This window comes from Acidocella sp. (assembly GCF_027352905.1).
Classification (GTDB): domain Bacteria; phylum Pseudomonadota; class Alphaproteobacteria; order Acetobacterales; family Acetobacteraceae; genus Acidocella.
The window spans coordinates 69,725-93,544 of the sequence record NZ_DAIEIF010000043.1 but is presented as its reverse complement, the minus strand read 5'-3'; the positions used below and the strand labels follow the sequence as shown (position 1 = coordinate 93,544).

Below are 23,820 nucleotides of genomic sequence, written 5' to 3'. Positions count from 1 at the left end.
GGCTGGTCCCGGCCGGGCCTTCATGATACCCCTCCCCGAGGAAGGGTGGCGTTTGGATATTCCCGGGTTAGAGACCGAAATCGAGATTATCCGGCAAAGCGGTCTGTTTTTGCCGGAATGGTATCTCTCCCAATATCCGGAGGCGGCGGGGGGGGACCCTGTCGCCCATTTCTGCGCTTTGGGCTGGCGGCAGGGTGCGCGCCCCAACCCCTATTTCGACCCGCAATGGTATCTTACCCGTTACCCGGATGTGGCGGAAAATGGCGGCAATCCGCTTTTGCATTACATCACGGCCGGCGAGGCGGAGGGCCGCGACCCAGGCCCTTATTTCTTCGCCGCCTGGTACCGGGAAACCTATGGCCTTCCTCCCGGAGCCTCCGTGCTTCATCATTTTCTGCCCCGCCGTACCTCGGGCCAGGTCAGCCCGGTACCGCTGTTCGACGCTGCCTGGTATCTCGACCAGAACCGTGACGTGGCCGAGGGCGGCGCCGATCCGTTCGAGCATTTCCTGGCCTTCGGCGTGGCGGAAGAGCGCGATCCCTCGCCGGAATTTGACATCAAGTTCTATCTCGGCCGGTACGGCAAATATCTACGCGGCCAGAATCCATTGCTGCACTACCTCGCTAACATCGAGAGCGGGGTTTTTCTCCCCCGCCGTCCGGAGCAGGAGGGGCTGATCCCCGCCGCGGTGCGCCGTTCCACCCGCCCGGCGCCGTTTTTCGAGGAATTCAGCCCGGCGCCTGCCCATTCCGCCCGTCGCGCCCGCCTACTCGCGTTTTATCTGCCGCAATTCCACCGCGTCGCCGAAAACGACGCCTGGTGGGGCAAGGGCTTCACTGACTGGACCAATCTCAGCCGCGCCATGCCGCGTTTCGTCGGCCATGTGCAGCCGCGCATCCCGCGCGATCTCGGCCATTATTCGCTGGACGATCCCACCACTTTGCGCCGCCAGGTGGAGATGGCCAAGGCGGCGGGCCTCTCAGGCTTCGTCTTCTATTATTATTGGTTCAACCGCCACCGGCTGCTGGAAAAGCCGCTGGAGCAATTCCTGGCGGATTCCTCTTTGGATATCTCCTTCTGCGCGATGTGGGCCAATGAGAACTGGACCCGCCGCTGGGACGGGATGGAGCGGGAGGTGCTCATCGCCCAGGAATACCGGGAGGAGGACGACGAGGCGCTGCTGGCGAGCTTCGCCCGGCTCTTCGCCGATCCGCGCTATATCCGTATCGAGACCCGGCCGCTTTTGATGATCTACCGCGCCGGGCTGATCCCGGACGCGCTGGCGCGCATCCGCAAATGGCGAATTTTGTTCGAGCGTAACCATGGCGAGCGGCCGCTCTTGGTCATGGCCCAGAGCATGGGCGATGATTACGATCCCACGCCTTACGGCCTGGATGGCGCGGTCGAATTTCCCCCCCATAAGCTGAGCCAGGCCACGTCCCGCATCAACGACACGCTCGACCTGCTCGACCCGGATTTCTCGGCAACGGTGCATGATTATCAGACCCTGGCGGAGACGTCACTCGCCCTGCCGGTGCCGGACTATCCGTTGATCAAGACCATCGTGCCGGGCTGGGACAATGATCCCCGCCGCGAGGGCAGGGGACTCGCCTTGCACAACGTCACCCCGGCCAAGTACCAGGCATGGCTGGAGCGGCTCATCGCTTATACCGCCGACCATCCTTTCTATGGCCAGAAGCTCATCTGCGTGAACGCCTGGAACGAATGGGCGGAGGGCGCCTTCCTTGAGCCGGACGTTCATGCCGGCGCGGCCTTTCTCAACGCCACGGCGCGGGCGGTGTGCGAGCGTGAGGCGGGCGACCTCACCGCCGGGATATTGCTGGTGGGGCACGACGCCCAGGCCCATGGCGCCCAGCTTTTGCTGCTCCACATCGCCCGCCAGCTCAAGCGCCAATGGGGTATCAAAATCCACCTGCTCCTGCTGGGGGTGGGGCCGTTGCTTGGGCGTTATTATGAGGTGGCGGATGTCACCGTCGCCTATGACAAAACCCTCATCGGCCATCATATCAACCAGTACCGGATGATGGGCATCCGCCACGCCATCGTCAATTCCGCCGCCTCGGCGCGGGTGGTCCCATGGGCGGAGGCGCGTAATATCGAATCCGTGCTGCTGATCCATGAGCTGCCGCAATTGCTGAAGGAATATAATCTCGAAATCCAGGCGCGGCTGGGCGGCGCGGCGGCGCGACGGCTGATCTTCTCCTCGGCCTATGCGGCGGACAAATTCCGGGCCGCCGTGGGGCTGGATGGCGGCAACGAGACCGTGCTGCCCCAGGGCAATTACCAGCGCATCGGCTTCGATCCGCTGGCCCGCGCCCGCATCCGCGCCGGGCTGGGCTTGGCGGATTCGGATTTTTTCATCCTGGGCGCCGGGTTCGGCCATATCCGGAAGGGGTTCGACCTGTTTCTTCAACTCGCCCGCCGGCTGGGCGCGCGCCGCGCCGATGTGCATTTCCTCTGGGCGGGGGATATCGAATCCAAGCTGAAAACCTATCTCGAACCGGAGATGGCGGCCCTCGCCCGCGCCGGCCGCTTCACCCATATCCCCTTCACCGAGCAGGTGGGGGGGTATTTTTCCGCCGCCGATGTGCTGGCCCTCACCTCGCGCGAGGACCCGATGCCGACGGTGGTAATGGAGGCGCTGGCCTGCGGCATGCCTTGCACCGCCTTCGGTGAAAGCGGCGGCGTGCCGGAATTGCTGGGTGCGGTGGGTGGTGGCTATGTCGCGCGTCCTGGCGATCTCGATGATTACCAGGCCGGGCTGGAAGCGCTGCTCGACCATGACCAGCTGAAAGCCCTGCGTCCGCGCCTGATGCATGTGGCCGAGCGCCGGTTCGATTTCGCCGTCTATGTGGATGAGTTGCTGCGCCTGGCCGCGCCGGGTCTATGCCGGATCAGCGCCGTCGTGCTCAATTTCAATTACGCGGCTCATCTGCCGGAGCGGCTGGAAAGCATCTTCGCCCAGACCTACCCCATTCAGGAAATCATCCTGTTGGACGACGCCTCCACCGATGACAGCCTCGCCACCGCGGAGGCCGTGGCGGCGCGGGCGGAGCGGGAGGTGAAAATCCTCGCCAACCGGCGCAATTCCGGCTCGGTCTTCGCCCAATGGCGGCGCGCGGCGATGGCGGCGCGGGGCGATTATATCTGGCTGTGCGAGGCGGATGACGCCGCCCATCCCACCTTGCTGGCCCGTCTGGTCGAGGCGATGGAGCGGGCGGGAGACGCGCTCTGCGCCTTTTCCGACAGCCGCGCGGTGGATGCGGCGGGGCGCGAGCTTATGCCCAGCTACCAAAGTTATTATTTTCAATCCGGTATCCGTGATCTCGCGGCCTCGGCCAGTTGGGAAGCCTTCGCCTTCGCAGAAAAATTCCTGGCCGTGCGCAACCTCATCCCCAATGTCAGCGCCGTGCTCTGGCGGCGGGAGGCGCTGCTCAAAGCCCTCGCCGGGGTGCCGGATCTGGAAGAGTGGAAGCTCGCCGGGGATTGGCGGCTCTATCTGGCGGCGCTTACTGGCCAGGAGGGCCGGGTGGCTTACGAGGCGGCGCCGCTCAACACCCATCGGCGGCATGAGGCGGGGGTGACGGCGCGGCTGGACCCGGCGGCGCATTTGGCGGAAATCGCCCGGCTGCACGCAATCGCCGCCACCGCGCTGGGGTTGGACGAAGCGGCACAGGCTGCCCAGCGGGCCTATCGCGCCGAACTCAAGGCCCAGTTCGCACGCGCAAAAAATAAACCCGCCGCTCCGGTTGCCAGACGCCGAAAGGTCTGATTTTACTAGCCCGGATCGAACTGGCGAGCGGAGCACGTATGCGGATATTCCTTACCGGCGGCTGCGGTTTCATCGGCTCCGCCGTGGTCAGGCGGGCGATCCGCGACGGGCACGAGATCATCAATCTCGATAAGATGACCTATGCCGCCTCGGAGGACGCCTTGGAGGAGGCGCTGCACCACCCCCATCATACGCTCATCAAGGCGGATATCTGCGATCTGCCCGCCATGCGCGCCGCCTTCTCCCAGCATCAGCCTGACGCGGTGATGCATCTCGCCGCCGAGAGCCATGTCGACCGCTCGATCGACGGTCCCGCCGCCTTCGTTCATACCAATGTCACCGGCACCTTCATCATGCTGGAGGCGGCGCGGGAGTATTTCGCCACCCTCTCCGGCGAAAAAAAGGAGCGGTTCCGTTTCCATCACATTTCCACCGATGAGGTGTTCGGCGCGCTGGCGGATGATGACCCACCCTTCGACCAGCATACGCCCTACGACCCGCGCAGCCCCTATTCCGCCTCCAAGGCCGCCTCGGACCATCTCGCCCGCGCCTGGATGCACACTTACGGCCTGCCGGTCATCGTCTCCAACACCACCAATAATTACGGAAAATGGCAGTTTCCGGAGAAGCTGATCCCGCTGATGCTGATCAACGCCATCGAGGAAAAACCGTTGCCGGTTTATGGCGACGGGCGCAACACCCGCGATTGGCTGTACGTGGACGACCATGCCGAGGCGCTGCTGAAAGTGGTGGCGGAGGGCGCGCCCGGCGCCACCTATTGCATCGGCGCCCGCCAGCCCCGCCGCAATATCGAGGTGGTGCGGGCGATCTGCGCGCTGGTCGACCAGCGCCTGCCCAGCCCGGAGGGAGCGCGCGAGCGGCTCATCACCTATGTGGCGGACCGTCCGGGCCATGACCACCGCTATGAGATCGACCCCTCCGGGGCCGAGGGCGCCCTGGCCTGGAAGGCGGCTCATGATTTCGAGCGCGGGCTGGCGGAAACCATCGGCTGGTATCTCGACCATCGCCCCTGGTGGGAGGCCATCCGCGCCCGCCGGTACGCGGGCCAGCGCCTGGGAGCGGCGGCGTGATCCGCAAGGGCATCATCCTCGCCGGCGGTTCCGGCACAAGGCTGCATCCCATCACCCAGGCCACCTCCAAGCAGCTTCTCCCCGTCTTTGACAAGCCGATGATTTATTACCCGCTCTGCACGCTGATGCTGGCGGGCATCCGCGAGGTGCTGATCATTTCGACCCCACAGGATCTGCCACAATTTCAGCGCCTGTTTCATGATGGCGCGCATCTGGGCATCCGCATCACCTATGCCGAGCAGCCGAGCCCGGACGGGCTCGCCCAGGCCTTCCTCATCGGCGAGGAATGGATCGACGGTGAGGCCTGCGCCCTTGCTCTCGGCGACAATCTCATCCATGGCGATCATCTTTCCACCCTGCTGCGCGCCGCCGGAGCGCGGCCTGAGGGTGCCACCGTCTTCGCCTATCAGGTGCGCGACCCGGAACGCTACGGTGTCGTCTCCTTCGACGCCGATGGCAAGGTGCTGGATATCGTCGAGAAACCTGAAAACCCGCGCTCCCATTGGGCCGTCACCGGGCTCTATTTCTACGATGCGCGGGTGACTGAATTCGCCCGGCGGGTGAAGCCCTCGGCGCGAGGCGAACTCGAGATCACCGACCTCAACAACATGTATCTGCATGAGGGCACGCTGAAGGTGGAGCGGCTGGGGCGCGGCACCGCCTGGCTCGATGCCGGCACGCCGGATTCGCTGCTCCAGGCCGCCACCTTCGTGCAGACCATCCAGGACCGGCAGGGCAATCTGGTCGGCTGCCCCGAGGAGGTCGCCTTCCGCATGGGCTTCATCGAGGCCGATCAGCTGCGCGCCCGCGCCCGGCTCATCGCCAAGACGGAGCTGGGGCGGATCCTTTGCAATATCGCCGATGGGGTGCACCACTGATGAAGCTCGACTCCCTCGCCATCCCCGAGGTCAAGCTGATCACCCCGCCGAAATACGGGGATAGCCGCGGCTTCTTCTCGGAAAGCTGGAGCGCGGCCAAGCTCAGGCCGCTGGGCTTCGACGAGCATTTCGTTCAGGATAATCACAGCCTCTCGGCCCAGAAGGGCACGATTCGCGGCCTGCATTGCCAAATCGCGCCGCATATCCAGGGCAAGCTGGTGCGCGTCATTCGCGGCGCCATCTGGGATGTGGCGGTGGATATCCGCCAGGGGTCTCCGACATTCGGCCAGTGGGTGGCCGCGGAACTTTCCGCCGAGAACTGGGCGCAGCTCTGGATTCCCGGCGGGTTCCTGCACGGATTCTGCACGCTCCTCCCTGATACCGAGGTCATTTACAAAGTCACCGGCGATTATGCCCGCGAGTGTGAGCGGGCGGTGCGCTGGGATGACCCCACCCTGGCCCTGCCCTGGCCGGTGGCGCCGGGTGAGGCGGTGCTTTCAGAGAAGGATGCCGCCGCCCCGCTCTTCGACCCCGGCGAAGCCTGGTTCACCTACCCATGATTCTCGTCACCGGCGCCACCGGCCAGTTGGGCGACGCCCTCAGCCGCCGGCTCGCGGGCCAAGGAGCCGCCTTCATCGCGCTCGCCCGGCCGCAATTCGACTTTCGCAAACCCGAGACCATCACCTCGGCCTTCGCCGCCGCCGCCCCCAGCCTCGTCATCAACGCCGCCGCCTACACGGCGGTGGATAAGGCCGAGACCGACCAGGAGGCGGCGCGCGCGGGCAACCATACCGGCCCGCTCGCCTTGGCTCAGCTCTGCGCCGCGGCTTCCACTCCCTTCATCCATGTTTCCACGGATTACGTATTCGACGGGACCAAGGGCGCGCCCTATCTGGAATCCGACCCCACCTGCCCCACCGGGGTTTATGGCGCCACCAAGCGCGACGGCGAGGAGGCGATTCTCGCTACCAGCGCCCGCGCCATCATCTTGCGCACCGCCTGGGTCTATTCGGCCCATGGCAAGAATTTCGCCCGCACCATGCTGGCCGCCGGGCGGCGGGCGCCGGAATTGCGGGTGGTCGCGGATCAGCGCGGCACTCCCACGGCGGCGGCGGATCTCGCCGATGCCATCCTCGCCATCGCCGCCCGGCTCGCCGCCACCGGCTGGCGGCCCGAATATCGGGGCATTTTCCACGCCACCAGCCAGGGAGAGACCACCTGGCATGGTTTCGCCAGCGCCATCTTCACTGAGGCGGCGCGCCACGGCTATCAGCCCCCACCGGTGCATCCCATCGCCACCGCCGATTGGCCAACACCCACCCGCCGCCCCCCGGATTCCCGCCTGGATTGCGGTAAACTGGCCGAAATCTTCGGTGTCACCCTGCCGGAATGGCGGCAGACGCTTCCCAGCATAGTCACGGCGCTGCTGGCCCAAGAGGGATGAGATTACAAAACCGTAAAACCGTTGCCAGACTTTGCTGGTTTTTTATAATATCTCAACCTTCAGCCCGCACCTCGTAACATGAGGCGTGATCACCCTCGCGCCTCCGGCAACCAAAGAGAGAGCCCCGGCTTGATGAGCGGTCCGGCATCACCCTCCGCGTTTCATTTGGCGGAAAATTCCGGCGCCGCTGTCGCCATTCTCCTTTCCACGTTCAACGGCGAGGCGTTCCTTCCCGCCCAATTGCACAGCCTGCGCGGCCAGACCCATACCAACTGGGTGCTGCATTGGCGTGACGACGGCTCGTCCGACGGCACCTTGCGCATCATGCGGGATTTCGCGGCGCAGATCGGCCCGGAGCGTTGTGTGGAATCCCCTTCCTCCGGCCATCATCTTGGCGCGGCGGCCAGCTTCCTCTCTTTATTGCGGGAAACGGCCGCCGGCCAGATCATCGCCTTCGCGGATCAGGATGATGTCTGGCTGCCGGACAAGCTGCATTGCGCGCTGGCGCGTCTCGCCCTGGCGGGGGAGGCGCCGGCGCTCTATTGCGCCCGCCAGTACCGGGTGGACGCGGAGCTACGCGGCGCGGTGTTATCCGCGTCCTATGCCGGCACGCCAGGCTTTCCCGCCTGCCTTACCCAGAACATCGCCAATGGCAACACAGTGGTGATGAACGCGGCGGCGGCGGCGCTGGTCGCCACCGCCAGGGAGCCGGAGGGCGCGGTGCATGATTGGTGGAGTTATATCGTCGTCTCCGCCTTTGGCGGCCAAGTGATGTTCGATGACCGGCCCCAACTCCTCTACCGGTTGCACAAAGGCAATCTCATCGGGCGGGCGCAGCCGGGGCTGGGCCGGGCGCTGGCGGCATTGCGGCGCGGTCCGGCCGTGTACATAACGATGATGCGTCGCCATGCCGATGCGCTGCATGCTCTCTCCGCCCGGCTCAGCCCTGAGACGCGGCGGGATCTGGCGCTCATCCGCCAGGGGCTGGGCGGCACCCTGGCGGCCCGGCTGCGCGCGCTGCGCTGCCCGCATTTTAAGCGCCGCACCGCACTGGAAAATCTCCTCTTCCGGTGCTGGTTCCTCACCAACCAGCGGTTTCTTCCATCATCCCAGCCCGCCGCAGCCTCGTCCAAGCCGGCGCCCGCCCGGCGCCAGGCGCCAAGCGTGCCGGGCGTCACGCCTCCCTGATATCCTGCCATTCCTCGGTGAAGGGTTTTTTGCGGAAGGTCGCCCAGAAAAAATTCATCGTGTAGCGTAACCCGATGGTGAACACGCCCTCCCCCACCAGCCTGCGGCCGGAGGAGCGCGCGGGCAGGCGGAAGGTGAACTTCACTGTCCCCACTTTGGCGAGGCGGTTGGCCATATCCGTATCTTCTCCGTAAAAAGAAAACCGCAGATCCGGGTTGCCGAGTTTCAGCATCGCCGCGCGTTTGACGACGAAATTTCCGCCCTGGAGCATGGCGCCGATATTGAGAATGTAATGATTGAAGGCGTAGGCAAGCCAGGCCAGCCGGTAATAGGCCGCCGCCACCCAGTTCACCTTGCGGGGCACGCCGTAATACACATACGGCCCGGAGAGACCCACCAGCGCGTCCGAGCGCGCGAATTGGCGCAGCACCTCGTCCAGCCAGCCGGGCGGAATCACCGTGTCGGCGTCGATATTGGCGATCAACTCGCCGGTTGCACTCTCAAAACCGGTCCAGCGCGCCTGGACGAGGCCCTTGCGGGGCTCGTCCACCACCCGCACGCCCGCCACCGCCAACGCCGCCGCGCGCGTGTCGTCCGTGCTGGCATTGTTGACGACGATGATCTCCGCCTCCTCGCCCAGTTTCAATCCAACCCGCGCGATCTCGTCGCGGATCGCGATGAGCGAGGGGGCGATCAGCGCCTGCTCGTTATAGGCGGGAACGACGAAACTGATCCGCATCTGCGCGACTCCTGGCTACTGCTTTCCAGGGCTGTTCCAGAGCCTGGGGGCAAAAGCGAATGACCGTTTGATGAAAGCTTAGCACAACAGGGCCAAAAAAAACGGCCCTCATATCGAGGGCCGTTTGAGAGGGAGGGAGCGCAAATCCTCCCTAGCCTTTAATTGCCATCAAGCGGCCTTGGCCATGCTGCGCAGCACATAATGCAAAATACCGCCATGCTTGTAGTAGTTCACCTCATCGGCGGTATCCACACGGCAGAGCAGTTCGATCTCCTCCTTTTTGCCGTCCGGCCGGGTAATGACCGCCTTGATGTCCATGCGCGGGGAGAGCCTCTCGAGACCGAGAATGTCGAACATCTCCTCGCCGGTCAGTCCCAGCGTCTTACGGGTCTGGCCGTTTTTGAAGAGGAGCGGCAGCACGCCCATGCCCACGAGGTTGGAGCGGTGGATGCGCTCGAAGCTCTCGGCGATCACCGCCTTCACCCCCAAGAGCATGGTGCCCTTGGCCGCCCAGTCGCGGGAGGAGCCGGTACCGTATTCCTGCCCGGCCACCACCACCAACGGCACGCCCTCCTTCTTGTATTTCATCGCGGCGTCGTAGATGGAAAGCTCCTCGCCGCCCGGATAATGCTTGGTGTAACCGCCCTCGACCCCGCCCATCATCTCATTCTTGATGCGGATATTGGCGAAGGTGCCGCGCACCATCACCTCGTCATTGCCGCGGCGGGAGCCGTAGGAGTTGAAATCCTTCTCCGCCACCTGGTGCTCGGAAAGGTAGATGCCGGCGGGGGAGGATTTCTTGATGGTCCCGGCCGGGGAAATATGGTCGGTGGTAATGGAATCGCCCAGCAACGCCAGGATGCGGGCGCCCTTGATATCGGTGACCGGCCGCGGCTCCGGCGTGATGCCCTCGAAATAAGGCGGGTTTTTCACATAGGTGGAAGGCGGCCAGGAATAGGTGTCGGTGCCGCCGGAAATCTGAATCTCCTGCCACTGCCTGGGACCCTTGAACACATCGGAATAGCGCTCCACGAACATCTCCCGCGTCACCACGGAATTGACGATGTCGTGAATCTCCTTGTTCGTCGGCCAGATATCCTTGAGATAGACCGGCTTGCCATCCTGAGAGGTGCCGATCTGCGCGGTGGCGATATCCTCGCGCATATTGCCGAGCAGCGAATAGGCCACCACCAGCGGCGGCGAGGCGAGATAATTGGCCCGCACATTGGGATGCACCCGCCCCTCGAAGTTGCGGTTGCCGGAGAGCACGGAAACCGCCACCAGCTTGTTGGTCTCGATGGCGTCCGCGATCGGCTCGGCCAGCGGCCCGGAATTGCCGATACAGGTCGTGCAGCCATAGCCGACCGTCTCGAATCCCATGGCGTCGAGATCACCGGTGAGGCCGGATTTGTCGAGATATTCGGTCACCACCTGCGAGCCGGGGGCGAGCGAGGTTTTCACCCAGGGCTTCGGATGCAGGCCGAGGGCGCGGGCCTTGCGCGCCACCAGCCCGGCCGCGACCAGCACGTTGGGGTTGGAGGTATTGGTGCAGGAGGTGATGGCCGCGATGACCACATCGCCATGCGTCAGTTCATAATTGCTGCCTTCCACCTTCGCCCTGATGTTCACCGCCTCGGGCGGCACGCCCAGTCCCTTGGTCAGCTCGGCCTTGAAAGAGGCGGCGGCATCCTTCAGCAGGACGCGGTCCTGCGGGCGTTTCGGCCCGGCGAGAGAGGGCTGCACGGTGGAAAGATCGAGCTCCAGCGTATCGGAGAAAAGCGGCTCCTCATCGGTGCGCCAGAGTCCCTGGGCCTTGGCATAGGCCTCGATGAGCTTGATCCGGTGCTCATCGCGCCCCGAGAGGCGCAGATAATCGAGGGTTACATTATCCACGGGGAAAAAGCCGCAGGTCGCGCCATATTCAGGGGCCATGTTGCCGATGGTGGCGCGGTCGGCCAGCGCCATCTCGGCCATGCCGGGGCCGTAGAACTCGACAAACTTGCCCACCACCTTCTTGGCGCGCAGCATCTGGGTCACGGTCAGCACGAGATCGGTGGCGGTCACGCCCTCGGAGAGCTTGCCGGTCAGCTTGAAGCCGACGACATCGGGGATCAGCATGGCGATGGGCTGGCCGAGCATGGCGGCCTCGGCCTCGATGCCGCCCACGCCCCAGCCCAGCACGCCGAGACCGTTGACCATGGTCGTGTGGGAATCGGTGCCATAGAGCGTGTCGGGATAGACGAAGGTCTTGCCGTTATTTTCCGAGGTCCAGGCGACCTGGGCGAGATATTCGAGATTGACCTGGTGGCAGATGCCGGTGCCGGGCGGCACGACGCGGAAATTATGAAAGGCTTTCTGCCCCCAGCGTAGAAAGCGGTAGCGCTCGGCATTGCGCTCGAATTCCAGCTCGATGTTTTTCCGCAACGCATCCTTGGTGCCGTAATAATCCACCATCACCGAGTGGTCGATGACGAGATCCACCGGGATCAGCGGGTTGACCTTCTCCGGCGCCGCGCCCAGCTGGATGATGCCATCGCGCATGGCGGCAAGGTCGACCACCGCCGGCACGCCGGTGAAATCCTGCATCAGGATGCGGGCGGGCTTGAAGGGGACTTCCTTGGTGGAGCTGGCTTTCTCCTGCCAGGCGACGATGGCCTTGGCGTCATCCACCGTGTAGCTGCCGCCATTCTCGAAGCGCAGCACGTTCTCCAGCAGCACCTTCAGCGTTTTGGGCAATTTGGAAATGTCGCCCAGCTTTTCCGCCGCCGCCGGCAGCGAGAAATACTCATAGGACTTGCCGTCGACGGTCAGGGTTTTCCGGGTTGCCAGGCTGTCATGGCCGATCGCAGTCATGGGCAGAACCTTTCTCTGCTGTTGTTGCCGCTGGTGAATTATCTTCACGACCGGTATCCGGCCTGGTTGACCGCGGACGGCGTTCAACTAGACCATGCCGGTCTTGCCGGGCTTAAACCATAGCCTGTCCTATCCGTCCATTCCGCCGCCAGAGGAATCCGCCCCTGCTCACCGCTCAAAAACTCTCGGTTTTCCGTGGCGACCGGCTGGTACTGAGCGGTATCGGCTTCTCGCTGGCTCCGGGCTCAGCGCTCTTGCTGCGTGGGGCGAATGGCGCGGGTAAGTCCAGCCTGTTGCGGGCACTGGCTGGGCTGACGCCGCTTGCGGCGGGTGAACTGCTCTGGGCGGGCATGCCCGCGCTGGCGGACCGGGAGGCCCATGCCGCGCGCATCGGCTGGCTCGGTCATCAGGACGGGGTGAAGCCCGCCCTCACGGTGGCAGAGCAGGCGCCGCCCGCCGCCCTCGCCGCGCTGGGCCTGGAAAAATTCGCGCCTCTGCCGGCGAGATTTCTCTCGGCTGGGCAGAGGCGGCGGCTCGCCCTGGCGCGGCTGGCGGCGGCGGCGCGGCCGCTCTGGCTGCTGGACGAGCCTGCGACGGGGCTGGACGCGGAATCCGTGGCGCGGCTGCTGGCGCTGTGCGCGGCGCAAAGGGCCCGCGGCGGCATGGTCATCGCCAGCACCCATACCCCACTCGCCCTGCCTGGGGCGGAGGCGCTGGAATTGTGATCGCTCTCATCGCCCGGGATTTGCGGCTATGCCTGCGCCAGGGGGCGGAGAGCATGGCGGCTTTGCTGTTTTTCGTCATAGCGGCCACGCTCTTCGCCTTCGCGGTGGGGCCGGATGCGGCGGCGCTGGCTCGCATCGCTCCAGGCGTGGTGTGGGTGACGGCCTTGCTGGCGGCGCTGCTGCCGCTGGAGCGGCTTTTCGGCCCGGATTTCGAGGATGGCACGCTCGATCTGCTGCTCCTCTCCGGCTGGCCCGCCGCCGCCATCGCGGCCGCCAAGGCGGCTGTGCATTGGCTGACCACCGGCCTGCCGCTCCTCCTCATCGCCGTGCCGCTGGCGGTGATGCTGCGTTTGCCCGCCGGGCAGATCGCGCCGCTGCTCGCCGGCCTGCTGCCCGGCACCCTCATCTTTTCACTCATCGGCACGCTGGCGGCGGCGCTCGCCCTGGGGGCGCGGCGCGGGGCGATGCTGATGCCGCTTCTCACCTTGCCCCTGATGATCCCGAGCCTGATTTTTGGCACCGCCACGCTGGCGCCGCATCCAGCGGGGCCGCTCTATATGCTGGGGGCCATTCTACTGGCAGCGCTGCCGCTGGCGCCGCTGGGGGCGGGCCTTGCTTTGCGCGCCGCCGCCGAGTGAGCTTGGTGTTTTGTAATGGTGGCCGCGCTTGCCGGGGCGTGGGCGCGCGCCTAAACCGGCGCCCCGGCCCACCATCCAAGGATCGCCGCTATGGCTTTGTCCCAATCTTCCACCTCCCCCTTTCTCCGCCTCGACGCCGCCGCGCTGCACGACGCGCTGGCGGCGCATAGCGTCATCCTTGTCGATGTGCGCGAGCCGAAGGAGTTCGAGGCGGCGCGTATCGCGGGCGCGGTCAACCTGCCGCTCTCCTGCTTCGATCCCGCGACCTTGCCCGCCGGAGACATCGTCCTGGTCTGCGCGGCCGGCATACGCTCGTTGCGCGCGGCCGCTCTGTGCGCCGAGGCGGGGATGCCGGTGCGCGGCCATCTGGAGGGCGGCCTCAACGCCTGGGTGGGCGCGGGTCTGCCGCTCAGCTCGGGATGACCCGCGGAGCGGTGCGCGCCAGCTCCAAAAACGCCGCCGCGGCCTGCGGCATATAACGTTCCTTGTGCCATACGGCCTGGAAGGGCCGCGGTGGTAACAGAATATTGGCGCGTTTGAGCGCGCCCGCCGCCAGCGCCCGGACACATACCAGGGGCGAGAGACAACCCGCCCCCGCTCCCTCGGCCACGGCCTCGCGCACCGCCTCGTTGGAGGGCAGGGTAAACGCCACTTTCAGCGCCGCCACGTCCAGGCCGCGCGCGGCCAGCGCCGCGAGAAACGCCTCGCGCGTGCCGGAGCCTGGCTCGCGGAACACCCAATCCGCCTGGCGCAGATCGGCATTGGTCAGCGCCCCGCCCCGCGCCCAGGGATGGGAGGGTGCCACCACGACAAGCATACGCTCACCCTCAACCTCCTCGCTGGCGAAGGCGGGCGCGTCCAACGGTCCCTCGACGAAGCCCAGCTCCGCCGCGCCGCTGCCCACCGCCCCCGCCACCTGGGCCGTGTTGCCGATGGCGAGGTCCACGGCCAGGCCTGGATAGCGGCGGCGGAATTCGACGATCAGCCGGGGTAGATAATAGCTGGCGATGGTCTGGCTGGCATGAACGGAAAGCCGTCCCTGCTTCAACCCGGCCTGGTCGCGCAGCGCCGCCTCCGCCGCCGCGGCCCGGGCCAGCACGGCGCGCGCCTCCTCCAGAAACATCCGCCCCGCGGCGGTCAAAGATATGCCGCGCCCCACCCGGTCGAAAAGCTTCACGCCGTATTGCCCTTCCAGCCCGGCAATGGAGGCGGACACCGCCGCCTGGGTGAGATGGAGGGCGGCGGCTGCCCGGGTGACATGCTGCCGCTCCGCCACCGCCACGAAAATGCGTAACTGTTCGAATGTCATGGTGATTCATAACTAAAATTTGTTGGTTTAAAAAGAATAATCAGTTTTTCAAATGATATTACGGGACCTAGCTTAGCAGGGATAAAGGAAAGGACCCGAATGTTGCGCCGTTCCCTCAGCTATCATCTTCGACCCGGTGAAGCCCTGCGGCATTTCACCGCCAATTGGTTCACCGTCACCATGGGCACCGGCGTGCTGGCTCTCATCCTTGCCCAGATGCCCGGCCCGGCCTGGCTCACCGCCACCGCGCCGCTGGTCTGGAAGGTCAATATTGGCTTGTTTGGCCTGTTCAGCCTGCTTTACGCCGCGCGCTGGCTGCTCTACCCCCGGGAGCCGGCGCAAATCTTCAGCCATCCAGTGGCGCCGATGTTCCTGGGGGCCATCCCGATGGGCCTTGCCACCATTGCGAATGGCGCGTTGGTCTTTGCTCATGATCCGGACCTGGCGTTGCGGCTCTGGGCGGTGGAGAGCGGGCTCGCCGTGCTCGCCGGGCTGTGCGTGCCCGCCGCCATGATCCTGCGTCAGACTCATGCCCTGGAGAAAATGACCGCCGTCTGGCTGCTGCCGGTGGTGCCATGCGAGGTGGCGGCGGCGGGCGCCGGATTGCTGGCGCCGCATCTGCCCGCTGGCCTTGCGGCGCCTCTGCTCGTGGCGGGGTATGGGTTGTGGGCGCTCTCCGTGCCGCTGGCGCTTGGCATCCTCACCATCCTGTTCCTGCGGCTGGTGCTGCATTCTCTGCCGCCGCCGGAACTCGCGGTCTCGTGCTGGCTGCCGCTGGGGCCGCTCGGCACCGGGGCGCTGGGGTTGCTGCTGCTTGGCCATGCCGCCCCTCTGGCCTTCAGCGCCACGCCGCTGGCGGCGGCTTCCAGCGCGGCCCAGGGGCTCGGCATCATCGGCGCGCTGGTATTATGGGCCTATGGCCTCTGGTGGCTGGGGCTTGCCGTGGTGATGACCCTGGCCTACCGGCCTCATCGTCTGCCCTTCAACATGGGCTGGTGGGGGTTCACCTTCCCGCTTGGCGTGTTCATTCTCGCCACCAACGCGCTGGCGGGGCAGACGGACTTACGAGTCTTTGCCCTGACCGGCGAGGGGCTGAGCTGGCTGTTTCTTATCCTGTGGGCGATGGTGGCGGCGCGTACTTTGCGCGGCGCGTATCACGGCTCGCTTTTCGTGGCGCCGTATGTTTCGCAGGAAGCATCGCGCGGCATGGGCCCGGCCATCGGGCGGGGTGCTTGATCTTCCCGCCTATCCCGGTCAACCTCGCCTTGCCGCAGACCGCCAACGGAGGCGCTTATGACCGATGCCCCTGGCCATCCGGGGATAAACCCACGCTGGACGACGAGCGCCAAAGACGGAATTGGAACCGCGCTTTCTCCCCGGAGTAACGTATGGTTCACCCATAGCCATGGCATTCTCAACGAAATTTATTATCCTTGCGTGGACCAAGCCTGTACCCGCGATTGCGGCCTGATTGTAACGGACGGCATCGCGGGCGGTTTTTTTGCCGAGGAAAAACGCGACACGACCACGCTCACCCGCCGATTTGCCGATGGCGTTCCCCTGTTCACGATTACCAATACCTGTAAGCGCGGGCGCTTCACCATTGAAAAACAAATCGTCGCGGACCCTGCTTATGATTGTGTCCTGCAAAAGATTACATTGTCGCCAGCGCAAGGCGTGACGGGACTACGGCTGTTCGGGCTGCTCGCCCCCCACCTCGTTAATGCCGGGTCGCATAACACGGGCTGGCTGGGAGATTATAAAGGCGCCCCGATGCTTTTTGCCACGGGAAAGCGGAGCGCCTTGGCGCTTGCCTGCTCCACCGGCTTTCTCGCGCGCAGCGTCGGTTTTGTAGGCTATTCGGATGGCTGGCAGATGTTGCGCCGCGCTGGATATCTTACCGAGAGTTATGACCGCGCAGCGGACGGAAATGTCGCCCTGGTGGCTGAACTCGATCCCGCTGTTCCGTTCATCCTGGCCATCGGGTTTGGAAGAACGCCCGAAACAGCGGCTTTCCAGGCCCGGGCGAGCCTGAATGGCGGCTATGAGCGCGCCGCAGCCGGCTATGTCGCGGGCTGGCAGGGCTGGCAGGAAATGTTGCAGCCTCTCGACCCGGCCCATCAGGTCACGCCCCATAACCATTATAGAATCAGTACAACCGTGCTGCGCTGCCATGAAAGCCCGCTTTTTCCGGGAGGGGTCATAGCGAGCCTCTCGATTCCCTGGGGCGATAGCAAAGGCGACGACGACCTTGGCGGCTATCATCTGGTTTGGCCACGGGATTTAGTAGAGACCGCCGGCGGGATGCTCGCCTGCGGGGCGCTGGCCGATGCACGGCGGACCCTGGATTATCTGCGCACCATTCAAGAGCCGGATGGCCACTGGCAGCAGAATAGCTGGCTCGACGGCTCGGCCTATTGGAACGGCACGCAAATGGATGAGACGGCGTTTCCCGTTCTCCTGCTCGATCTCGCCTTCCGCAATGGGGCGATTCCGGAAAGGGAGCTGGAGGAATACTGGCCGATGGTGGAGCGCGCCTGCGGCTTCATCATCTGGAACGGGCCCGCGACCGACCAGGATCGCTGGGAGGAAAACGCAGGGTACACGCCGGCCACCATCGCGGTGGAAATCGTGGCGCTATTGATCTCGGCCGATTTCGCGGAACGATCCGGCAGGGTCGAGGCCGCCCGCTTTCTGCGCGAGACGGCGGATGCCTGGAACGCCGATGTCGAACGCTGGATTTATGTGACGGATACGGAACTGGCCAAGCAGTGCGGGGTGAGAGGCTATTATTTGCGCATCTCCCCAGGCGGAAGCCATGATTTATCAGACTCGCCGGTCCATGCCCGGGTAGCCGTACGAAACCGCCCTTCCGGCAAAGCTGAAATGGCTTCTGAAAATTTGGTTGGCCCGGATGCTCTCGCGTTGGTGCGGTTTGGGTTGCGCCCCGCTGATGATCCCCGGATTTTAGACACGATCAAGGTCATTGATCATCTGACTCGCGTCGAATTGCCGCAAGGGCCCGTTTGGCACCGGTATAATGGTGACGGTTATGGGGAGCATCATGACGGGCGGCCGTTTGATGGCACGGGCCACGGGAGAGCCTGGCCACTGCTTACCGGCGAACGCGCTCACTACGAGATCGCCGCGCGTAATTTTGGCGAGGCATCCCGTTTATGCAAGACAATGGAAGGAAGCACCAGTGAAGGCGGTTTGTTTCCCGAACAGGTATGGGACGCGGAGGATATTCCCGCCAGAGAATTGTTTCGCGGCCGGCCCACCGGCTCGGCCATGCCGCTGGTCTGGGCGCATGCGGAATATATAAAACTGCTCAGGTCTTTGCGGGATGAGGAGGTTTTTGACCTGCCGCCCCAAGCGGTTCAACGTTATATCATCGAGAATCGGCAGCCAGTTTGCCGGGACTGGCGTGAGAGCTGGCGGCGAAGCGAATTGCCGGCGGGACAGAGTCTGCGCGTGGAATTGCGCGAACCCGCCATTGTGCATTGGAGCGATGACGGCTGGAAGACGGTGCATGAAACCCCAACCTACGATTCAGGCCTCGGCATATACGCCGTGAAGCTACCGACCGAGGCGATGCCGCCCGGCGGAAGCGTCGTGTTTACCTGGCATGACATGAACGGGACTTGGCGTAACGAGGATTTTACGGTGAGGATTGGTGGCCAGGCTTGAATGGCGATGCTTCAGAGGGGCTGCCATTCCAGGCCAGGGCTTTGATGGTTTCATCCGGCGGCGCCGGTTTCCGCCCGAGCATCCCCGCTAGCCCGAGCGCGATGGTTATCGAATGCCTGATCTGGAACGGCCGAGCCAGATGATCCTCGCTGTTGAAGAAATCAGCGCGGGGGTAAAGGCTTTGTCCCGGCAGGTTGAGAAAATCCCCTCCATAAACCCGTAACACCGCCGCCCGTGCCGCGGCGGAAACCCGCGCATCGGTAAAATCCACCGGCCAGCCGCCGATGATCCTAATCCCCCGCGCCCGTTCTTGCGCCACGAAGCGCGCGATCAACCAGGCGCCGTAGCCGTTTTGAATCTCCGCCGCGCTGGGTGCCGCGCGCGCCGGGCCGGAGAGCAGCGCTGCATCCGCCCCGGCGGCGAGGTTGTCAACGCGGTCGCCTTCCGCGTTATATTGCCGCGCCAGCATGGCGGCCGGGTTCTGCCAATGGAGCGCCGCCAAAGGCATTTCCACCAGCGCCTCCAACGCGTCGCCCAGCGTGCAGCAGAAGAGCGCGCCCGCCACCCGCCCTGGCGGCAGCGTCGCCAAATTCGTCTTGTCATGCCGGAGCAAGAGCGCGCCATCGACCAGCGCATTATATTCGGCGCGGGTCATGGCATATTGCTCAAGCTCCATCGGCATATAGACGATATCGCCGGGGCGCAGCGCGGGCGCGTAGCGGGTGAAGATCTCATCCAGACCGATGCCCACCGCGATGCCGGCATTTTCACAAGCTAGGCCGAGCATCGGGCCGATCACGGCGCAGCTATGGGAATATGGTCCGTTGGAGCCAGCGATGATGACAAGTTTGGGCGAGGGCAAGGCGGCGAGCCGGCCCGCTTTCCAGAGCAGCTCCAGCCGCAGCGGTTCCAAAGAGAGGGGGCGATCCAGCACCAGGCCGAACAGCAGGAAATAGAGGCTCAAGGAAAGCGCGGCGCAGGCGGCGAGGCGGCGCATTAAAATTGGAAATAAAGAAAGGGAAGGGCCGCGGGGGCAAAGAACAGCGCCTGCATGGTGAAGGCGAAGCTCGCCACCAGGGCGGCTGCCCGGCGCCGGGGATTCATCGCGGCGAGATCGGGCAGGGCGAGGGCGACGAACCATCCGCAAGCGAGCAGCAGCACCGCTTGCGGCAGACTCATGCCCCGGGCATCGCCCAGATGAGGCAGAACCGGCACTACGTGGCCGAAGGGGATGAAGCGGGCCAGCATGGCGGGCACAGCCAATCCATTCAGCCCGAATAGCCCTTTATACATCGTCCATGCCGCATTGAAATTCTGAGCCCGGAACGGCACCCAGGCGAGCAGCACCGCCAGGAGGGTCAACCCCCAGGCGATGGGGCGGGGCAGGCGCAGCCGGGTTTTGCTCCACCCATGCGCCGTGAGATAAGCCCCGTGCAGCCCGCCCCAGAGCAGAAAGCGCCATGCCGCGCCATGCCATAATCCGCCCAGCAGCATGGTGATCATGAGATTGCGGATACGCTTGACCTCGCCATGGCGGTTGCCGCCGAGAGGGATATAAAGATACTCCTTGAGAAACCCGCTGAGCGTGATGTTCCAGCGGCGCCAGAAATCGCTGATGTCACGGGCCTGGTAAGGCGAGCGGAAATTGACGGGAAATTCAATCCCGAACATGCGGGCGAGGCCGATCGCCATATCCGAATAGCCGGAGAAGTCGAAATAAATTTGCAACGCATAGGCGAGAAGGGCCACCCAGGCCTCGATCAGCGTCAGCGCGTCGCCCCGCCCGGCGGCGGCGAAGCCGGGATCGGCGAAGCGCGCCAAGCCGTCGGCGAGGACGAGTTTTTTGGCAAGACCCAGCAGGAAAATTTCCAAGCCGGCGGCCAGCCGCGCTGCGGTTTCCCGGCGCGGCGCCAAGCGGGCGAGCTGAGGCAGAATATGGCCGGGGCGAACGATTGGCCCCGAGATCAGATGGGGGAAAAAGGCGACGAAGCAGGCGTAATCGAGAAATGGGGGCGGGGGGATTTCGTCCCTGTAGCTATCTACCAGGAACATGATTTGTTGAAACGTGAAGAAGGAAATGCCGAGCGGCAGCGCGAGGCCCAGCCAGGCGAGGCCCAGCATGCCGCCATATTTATAGAGACCGAGCAAGCCGAGATTGAAAACGAGCCCCGCGATGAGCCAGGGTTCGCGCCGGTCTGCCCGCCGCATTAGCCGGGAGATGAGGAAATTCACGGCGATGGAAGCCAGGAGCAAGGCCAGCATCGGCGGCCTCCACCATGCATAAAAAAAGAGGCTGCACCCCAGCAGCCAGCCGAGCGCGGCGGTGGGGCGCCGCCCGAACAGCCAGAACCCCGCCAGCGCCACCGGCAGAAAGCCGAGAATAAAATCCCTGCTGTTGAAGAGCATGCTGTATGCCCGTTTAGGTTGTATGGTTTGCTTAACCCAATCATCCGGTGTCTGGCAATTGGCCCTTTCGCCCGGCGGTGTTATAGCGCCGCCCGCATCAACCTGGTTGCCATGAACGAGACGCCGAACGCCCATCCTGCCCTGCTGCCTGCCGGCCTCGCGGATATTTTGCCGCCCGAGGCCGAACGGCAGGCCCGCTCCGCCGAGGTGATCATGGATTGCTTCGCCGCGCACGGGTATGAGCGGGTGACACCGCCCTTGCTGGAATTCGAGGACTCCTTGTTCGCCGGGTCTGGCGCCGCGACGGCGGAGCAGACCTTCCGGCTGATGGATCCGGAAAGCCAGCGGATGATGGGATTGCGCGCCGATACCACGCCGCAAATCGCCCGGCTGGCGACCAGCCGGCTGGCGGACGCGCCGCGCCCGCTGCGACTTGCCTATTGCGGGCCGGTGCTGTTGGTACGCGGCACCCAGATGCAGCCCGAACGCCAGCTTTCCCAGGCGGGGATCGAGCTGATCGGCCCTGACCTGGCGGCGGCCGATGCCGAAATCATACTCACCGCCATCGCCGCGCTGAAGGCGGTGGGGCTGGAAGATCTTTCCGTCGATCTTACCATTCCCCGGCTGGCGCCGATGTTGCTGGATGAATTGCCCGCGCCCCTTCATTTTGACCTTGCCCACGCGCTTGACCGCAAAGACGCGGCAGCCGTGGCCGAACTCGGCGGCGCCCAGGCCGGATTGTTGTTGAAATTGCTGGAGGCGAGCGGTCCCGCCGCCCGCGCCGTGCCGGCGCTGCTGGCGGCTGGGTTGCCAGAGGCGGTTCGCTCCCAGGCCGAACGCCTGGCTGAAACGGTGAAGGCGGTGCGTGCCGTGTTGCCGGAGGTGAAGCTGACGGTGGACCCGGTGGAATTTCGCGGGTATCGCTACCATACGGGCGTCGCGATGACGATTTTCGCGACAGGCCAGCAAATGGAGCTGGGCCGGGGCGGGCGGTATTTATGTGGTGACGCGGAGCCCGCCACCGGCATTACTCTCTATCCTGAACGGATCATACGGCTGGCCCGGCCCATGGCGCTGCGCTTCCGGCTTTACCTGCCTTTTGGCACTAGCCCGGCGGAGGCCGCCGCCGCGCGTTCCCAGGGCTACGCCACCGTGGCGGGGCTAGCGCCTAATTCGGCGCCGGAGAGGGAAGCCCGCCGGCTCTATTGCAGCCATTTGCTGCAGGACGGCAAAATCCAGGCGCTCTTGGAGGAAACGGAAAAAACATAATGGCCAATGTGACGATCATCGGAGCCCAATGGGGCGATGAGGGTAAGGGTAAGGTGGTGGACTGGCTGGCCAGCCGCGCCGATATCGTGGTGCGCTTCCAGGGCGGGCACAATGCTGGGCATACCTTGGTGGTGGGCAACCAGACTTATAAACTCTCTCTGTTGCCTTCCGGTGTGGTCAACGGAAAGCTCGGCATTATCGGCAACGGCGTGGTGGTGGATCCTCATGCGCTCTTAGCGGAAATCGAGCGGGTTTCGGCGCAGGGGTTGAAGGTCACGCCTGAGACGTTGCGTATAGCCGAAAACGCGCCCCTGATTCTGCCGTTGCATGCGGCGCTGGATTCCGCGCGCGAGGCGGCGCGCGGGGACCGCAAGATCGGCACGACCGGGCGTGGGATCGGCCCGGCCTATGAGGACAAGGTGGCGCGGAGGGCGATCCGCGTCTGCGATCTGGCGGAGCCGGACACGCTGGCTGCCAAGCTGGACGAATTATTATTACATCACAACACGCTCTTGGCGGGGCTGGGCGCGGCCACCTTCGATAAGGACTCGCTGCTGGCGGAATTGCTTCGTCTTGCGCCGCGCCTGCTGCCTTATGCCGAGCCGGTATGGGAGCGGCTGGCCCAGGCCAAGGCAAAGGGCAAGAAAATCTTGTTCGAGGGCGCCCAGGCGGTGATGCTCGACGTTGACCATGGAACTTATCCATTCGTCACCTCGTCCAATACCGTCGCCAGCACGGCGGGCTCAGGCAGCGGGATGGGACCTGACGCGGCGGGGCGTGTGCTTGGTATCGCCAAGGCTTATTGCACGAGGGTTGGCGCCGGGCCGTTTCCCACCGAGCTTGATGACGAAACCGGGCGGCTTTTGGGTGAACGCGGCCATGAATTCGGCACGGTGACGGGGCGCAAGCGACGCTGCGGCTGGTTTGACGCCGCCCTGGTGCGGCAAGCGGTGAAGGTAGGCGGGATCCAGGGCTTGGCGCTCACCAAGCTGGATGTTCTGGATGGTTTCAAAGAATTAAAGCTGTGCACGGGTTATACCATTAACGGTGAGGCCTACTCGTATCTTCCCGCCGCGATGGGCGCCCAGGCACGGGCGCGCCCGGTCTATGAGAGTCTGGAAGGGTGGAGCGGCAGCACGCGCGGGGCGCGCTCCTGGGCGGATCTACCCGCGGCGGCGATTAAATACGTCAAACGCATCGAGGAATTGGTGGAGGCGCCCGTGACCTTGCTCTCCACGAGTCCGGAGCGGGATGACACCATTCTGATGCAAGACCCATTTGCCAGCTAACCCGCGACCACGCGCCCTGCTCCCTTTGAAGCTATTGGATGAGCTGATACGGCGCGTTTCCCGTATTGGGCTCAGCGAAGCCTTTCTTCGCTTTGCAACGGTCGGTACCTTGGGATTTTTATGGGATACCGGAACGGTTTACCTGTTGAGGCCCCATGTAAATCTTTATGTCGCGGGCACGTGTGGCTTTGTGGTCGCGGCCACGTTTAACTGGTTTATCAACCGAATCTGGACGTTTCGCGAGATCCAGCACGCCCCCATGCATATCCAATGGGGTAAATTCCTCGCCGCGAATGCCGTGGGTTTCGTCGCTAATCGCGGCACATTTTTTCTGCTCGTAGCGTTTTGGCCATTGGTCGTAGAACATCCGGTCATTGGTATCGCCGCGGGGTCGATGGCGGGTTTGGTTTTTAACTATTTTCTTTCCAAAACACTGGTTTTCCGTTAAGCACAACCTAAGTTTGTGGGTCTCAAGACGATCCCATTGGCTTCCGTCAAACGGAATCGG

Annotated in this window: 19 protein-coding genes; 14 read left to right on the top strand and 5 right to left on the bottom strand. The window is 64.3% G+C overall.

Going from position 1 to position 23,820, the window contains the following annotated elements:
- Positions 1-22: 22 nt before the first annotated feature.
- The 6 genes from M7H45_RS08045 to M7H45_RS08020 all read left to right on the top strand — a co-directional run bounded on the left by M7H45_RS08045 (position 23) and on the right by M7H45_RS08020 (position 8,394).
- Positions 23-3,793: a glycoside hydrolase family 99-like domain-containing protein gene (locus M7H45_RS08045; protein WP_298215887.1), complete on the top strand. Its 3,771-nt coding sequence runs from the start codon at positions 23-25 to the stop codon at positions 3,791-3,793.
- 38 nt (positions 3,794-3,831) lie between these two features.
- A complete protein-coding gene (gene rfbB / locus M7H45_RS08040; protein WP_298215886.1) occupies positions 3,832-4,884 on the top strand; it encodes a dTDP-glucose 4,6-dehydratase in 1,053 nt (350 codons plus the stop codon).
- Complete coding sequence (rfbA, locus tag M7H45_RS08035) at positions 4,881-5,762, top strand: glucose-1-phosphate thymidylyltransferase RfbA (protein ID WP_298215884.1); 882 nt, start codon at positions 4,881-4,883, stop codon at positions 5,760-5,762. Before rfbB ends, rfbA begins: the two co-directional genes overlap by 4 nt.
- On the top strand, positions 5,762-6,322 hold the full coding sequence (gene rfbC / locus M7H45_RS08030) for a dTDP-4-dehydrorhamnose 3,5-epimerase (RefSeq protein WP_298215882.1): 561 nt from the start codon (positions 5,762-5,764) through the stop codon (positions 6,320-6,322). The genes rfbA and rfbC overlap by 1 nt, the downstream gene beginning before the upstream one ends.
- Entirely contained in the window at positions 6,319-7,206 is an 888-nt protein-coding gene (gene rfbD / locus M7H45_RS08025) for a dTDP-4-dehydrorhamnose reductase (protein ID WP_298215880.1), read from the top strand. Before rfbC ends, rfbD begins: the two co-directional genes overlap by 4 nt.
- Positions 7,207-7,338: 132 nt before the next feature.
- On the top strand, positions 7,339-8,394 hold the full coding sequence (locus M7H45_RS08020; protein WP_298215878.1) for a glycosyltransferase: 1,056 nt from the start codon (positions 7,339-7,341) through the stop codon (positions 8,392-8,394).
- On the opposite strand, the gene M7H45_RS08015 is transcribed toward M7H45_RS08020, so the two are convergent.
- Positions 8,381-9,133, bottom strand: coding sequence for a glycosyltransferase family 2 protein (locus tag M7H45_RS08015; protein ID WP_298215876.1), 753 nt, complete (start codon positions 9,131-9,133; stop codon positions 8,381-8,383). The genes M7H45_RS08020 and M7H45_RS08015 overlap by 14 nt on opposite strands.
- A 168-nt stretch (positions 9,134-9,301) precedes the next feature.
- The gene (gene acnA / locus M7H45_RS08010) at positions 9,302-11,986 is read right to left on the bottom strand and encodes an aconitate hydratase AcnA (RefSeq protein WP_298215875.1); all 2,685 of its coding nucleotides are present in this window, start codon (positions 11,984-11,986) and stop codon (positions 9,302-9,304) included.
- Positions 11,987-12,105: 119 nt separating this feature from the next.
- Here acnA and ccmA point away from each other — a divergent pair, with 119 nt between their 5' ends.
- The 3 genes from ccmA to M7H45_RS07995 all read left to right on the top strand — a co-directional run bounded on the left by ccmA (position 12,106) and on the right by M7H45_RS07995 (position 13,772).
- Positions 12,106-12,711, top strand: coding sequence for a heme ABC exporter ATP-binding protein CcmA (gene ccmA / locus M7H45_RS08005; RefSeq protein WP_366145524.1), 606 nt, complete (start codon positions 12,106-12,108; stop codon positions 12,709-12,711).
- Complete coding sequence (gene ccmB / locus M7H45_RS08000) at positions 12,708-13,349, top strand: heme exporter protein CcmB (protein WP_298215873.1); 642 nt, start codon at positions 12,708-12,710, stop codon at positions 13,347-13,349. Before ccmA ends, ccmB begins: the two co-directional genes overlap by 4 nt.
- Positions 13,350-13,439: 90 nt before the next feature.
- Positions 13,440-13,772 carry a rhodanese-like domain-containing protein gene (locus tag M7H45_RS07995; RefSeq protein ID WP_298215872.1) on the top strand — a complete coding sequence of 111 codons (333 nt, stop codon included), beginning with the start codon at positions 13,440-13,442 and terminating at the stop codon, positions 13,770-13,772.
- On the opposite strand, the gene M7H45_RS07990 is transcribed toward M7H45_RS07995, so the two are convergent.
- A complete protein-coding gene (locus tag M7H45_RS07990; RefSeq protein WP_298215871.1) occupies positions 13,759-14,658 on the bottom strand; it encodes a LysR family transcriptional regulator in 900 nt (299 codons plus the stop codon). The two genes, M7H45_RS07995 and M7H45_RS07990, sit on opposite strands and share 14 nt — an antisense overlap.
- A 99-nt stretch (positions 14,659-14,757) precedes the next feature.
- Here M7H45_RS07990 and M7H45_RS07985 point away from each other — a divergent pair, with 99 nt between their 5' ends.
- Both M7H45_RS07985 and M7H45_RS07980 read left to right on the top strand, forming a co-directional pair.
- Positions 14,758-15,894: a C4-dicarboxylate ABC transporter gene (locus tag M7H45_RS07985; RefSeq protein WP_298215869.1), complete on the top strand. Its 1,137-nt coding sequence runs from the start codon at positions 14,758-14,760 to the stop codon at positions 15,892-15,894.
- 57 nt (positions 15,895-15,951) lie between these two features.
- Complete coding sequence (locus tag M7H45_RS07980; protein ID WP_298215868.1) at positions 15,952-18,348, top strand: glucan 1,4-alpha-glucosidase; 2,397 nt, start codon at positions 15,952-15,954, stop codon at positions 18,346-18,348.
- Here M7H45_RS07980 and M7H45_RS07975 read toward each other — a convergent pair.
- Both M7H45_RS07975 and M7H45_RS07970 read right to left on the bottom strand, forming a co-directional pair.
- Positions 18,320-19,345: a hypothetical protein gene (locus tag M7H45_RS07975; protein WP_298215867.1), complete on the bottom strand. Its 1,026-nt coding sequence runs from the start codon at positions 19,343-19,345 to the stop codon at positions 18,320-18,322. The genes M7H45_RS07980 and M7H45_RS07975 overlap by 29 nt on opposite strands.
- Complete coding sequence (locus M7H45_RS07970) at positions 19,345-20,754, bottom strand: MBOAT family protein (RefSeq protein WP_298215865.1); 1,410 nt, start codon at positions 20,752-20,754, stop codon at positions 19,345-19,347. The genes M7H45_RS07975 and M7H45_RS07970 overlap by 1 nt, the downstream gene beginning before the upstream one ends.
- A gap of 111 nt (positions 20,755-20,865) precedes the next feature.
- On the opposite strand from M7H45_RS07970, the gene M7H45_RS07965 reads away from it, so the two are divergent.
- Genes M7H45_RS07965 through M7H45_RS07955 form a run of 3 tightly spaced genes read left to right on the top strand, consistent with a single transcriptional unit; the run spans position 20,866 to position 23,760 of the window.
- The gene (locus M7H45_RS07965; RefSeq protein WP_298215864.1) at positions 20,866-22,023 is read left to right on the top strand and encodes an ATP phosphoribosyltransferase regulatory subunit; all 1,158 of its coding nucleotides are present in this window, start codon (positions 20,866-20,868) and stop codon (positions 22,021-22,023) included.
- Positions 22,023-23,312 (top strand): adenylosuccinate synthase, encoded by a 1,290-nt coding sequence (locus M7H45_RS07960; RefSeq protein ID WP_298215863.1) that lies wholly within the window; start codon positions 22,023-22,025, stop codon positions 23,310-23,312. Before M7H45_RS07965 ends, M7H45_RS07960 begins: the two co-directional genes overlap by 1 nt.
- 34 nt (positions 23,313-23,346) lie before the next feature.
- Positions 23,347-23,760: a GtrA family protein gene (locus M7H45_RS07955; RefSeq protein ID WP_298215862.1), complete on the top strand. Its 414-nt coding sequence runs from the start codon at positions 23,347-23,349 to the stop codon at positions 23,758-23,760.
- Positions 23,761-23,820 lie beyond the last annotated feature (60 nt).

Coding starts and splice junctions, on each gene's coding strand:
- M7H45_RS07985 (WP_298215869.1), top strand. CDS start 14,758: ATGTTGCGCCGTTCCCTCAGCTATCATCTTCGACCCGGTGAAGCCCTG.
- M7H45_RS07980 (WP_298215868.1), top strand. CDS start 15,952: ATGACCGATGCCCCTGGCCATCCGGGGATAAACCCACGCTGGACGACG.
- M7H45_RS08045 (WP_298215887.1), top strand. CDS start 23: ATGATACCCCTCCCCGAGGAAGGGTGGCGTTTGGATATTCCCGGGTTA.
- acnA (WP_298215875.1), bottom strand. CDS start 11,986: ATGACTGCGATCGGCCATGACAGCCTGGCAACCCGGAAAACCCTGACC.
- M7H45_RS07960 (WP_298215863.1), top strand. CDS start 22,023: ATGGCCAATGTGACGATCATCGGAGCCCAATGGGGCGATGAGGGTAAG.
- M7H45_RS07995 (WP_298215872.1), top strand. CDS start 13,440: ATGGCTTTGTCCCAATCTTCCACCTCCCCCTTTCTCCGCCTCGACGCC.
- M7H45_RS07990 (WP_298215871.1), bottom strand. CDS start 14,658: ATGACATTCGAACAGTTACGCATTTTCGTGGCGGTGGCGGAGCGGCAG.
- M7H45_RS08015 (WP_298215876.1), bottom strand. CDS start 9,133: ATGCGGATCAGTTTCGTCGTTCCCGCCTATAACGAGCAGGCGCTGATC.
- rfbB (WP_298215886.1), top strand. CDS start 3,832: ATGCGGATATTCCTTACCGGCGGCTGCGGTTTCATCGGCTCCGCCGTG.
- rfbD (WP_298215880.1), top strand. CDS start 6,319: ATGATTCTCGTCACCGGCGCCACCGGCCAGTTGGGCGACGCCCTCAGC.
- M7H45_RS07975 (WP_298215867.1), bottom strand. CDS start 19,345: ATGCGCCGCCTCGCCGCCTGCGCCGCGCTTTCCTTGAGCCTCTATTTC.
- M7H45_RS07970 (WP_298215865.1), bottom strand. CDS start 20,754: ATGCTCTTCAACAGCAGGGATTTTATTCTCGGCTTTCTGCCGGTGGCG.
- M7H45_RS07965 (WP_298215864.1), top strand. CDS start 20,866: ATGAACGAGACGCCGAACGCCCATCCTGCCCTGCTGCCTGCCGGCCTC.
- M7H45_RS08020 (WP_298215878.1), top strand. CDS start 7,339: ATGAGCGGTCCGGCATCACCCTCCGCGTTTCATTTGGCGGAAAATTCC.
- rfbC (WP_298215882.1), top strand. CDS start 5,762: ATGAAGCTCGACTCCCTCGCCATCCCCGAGGTCAAGCTGATCACCCCG.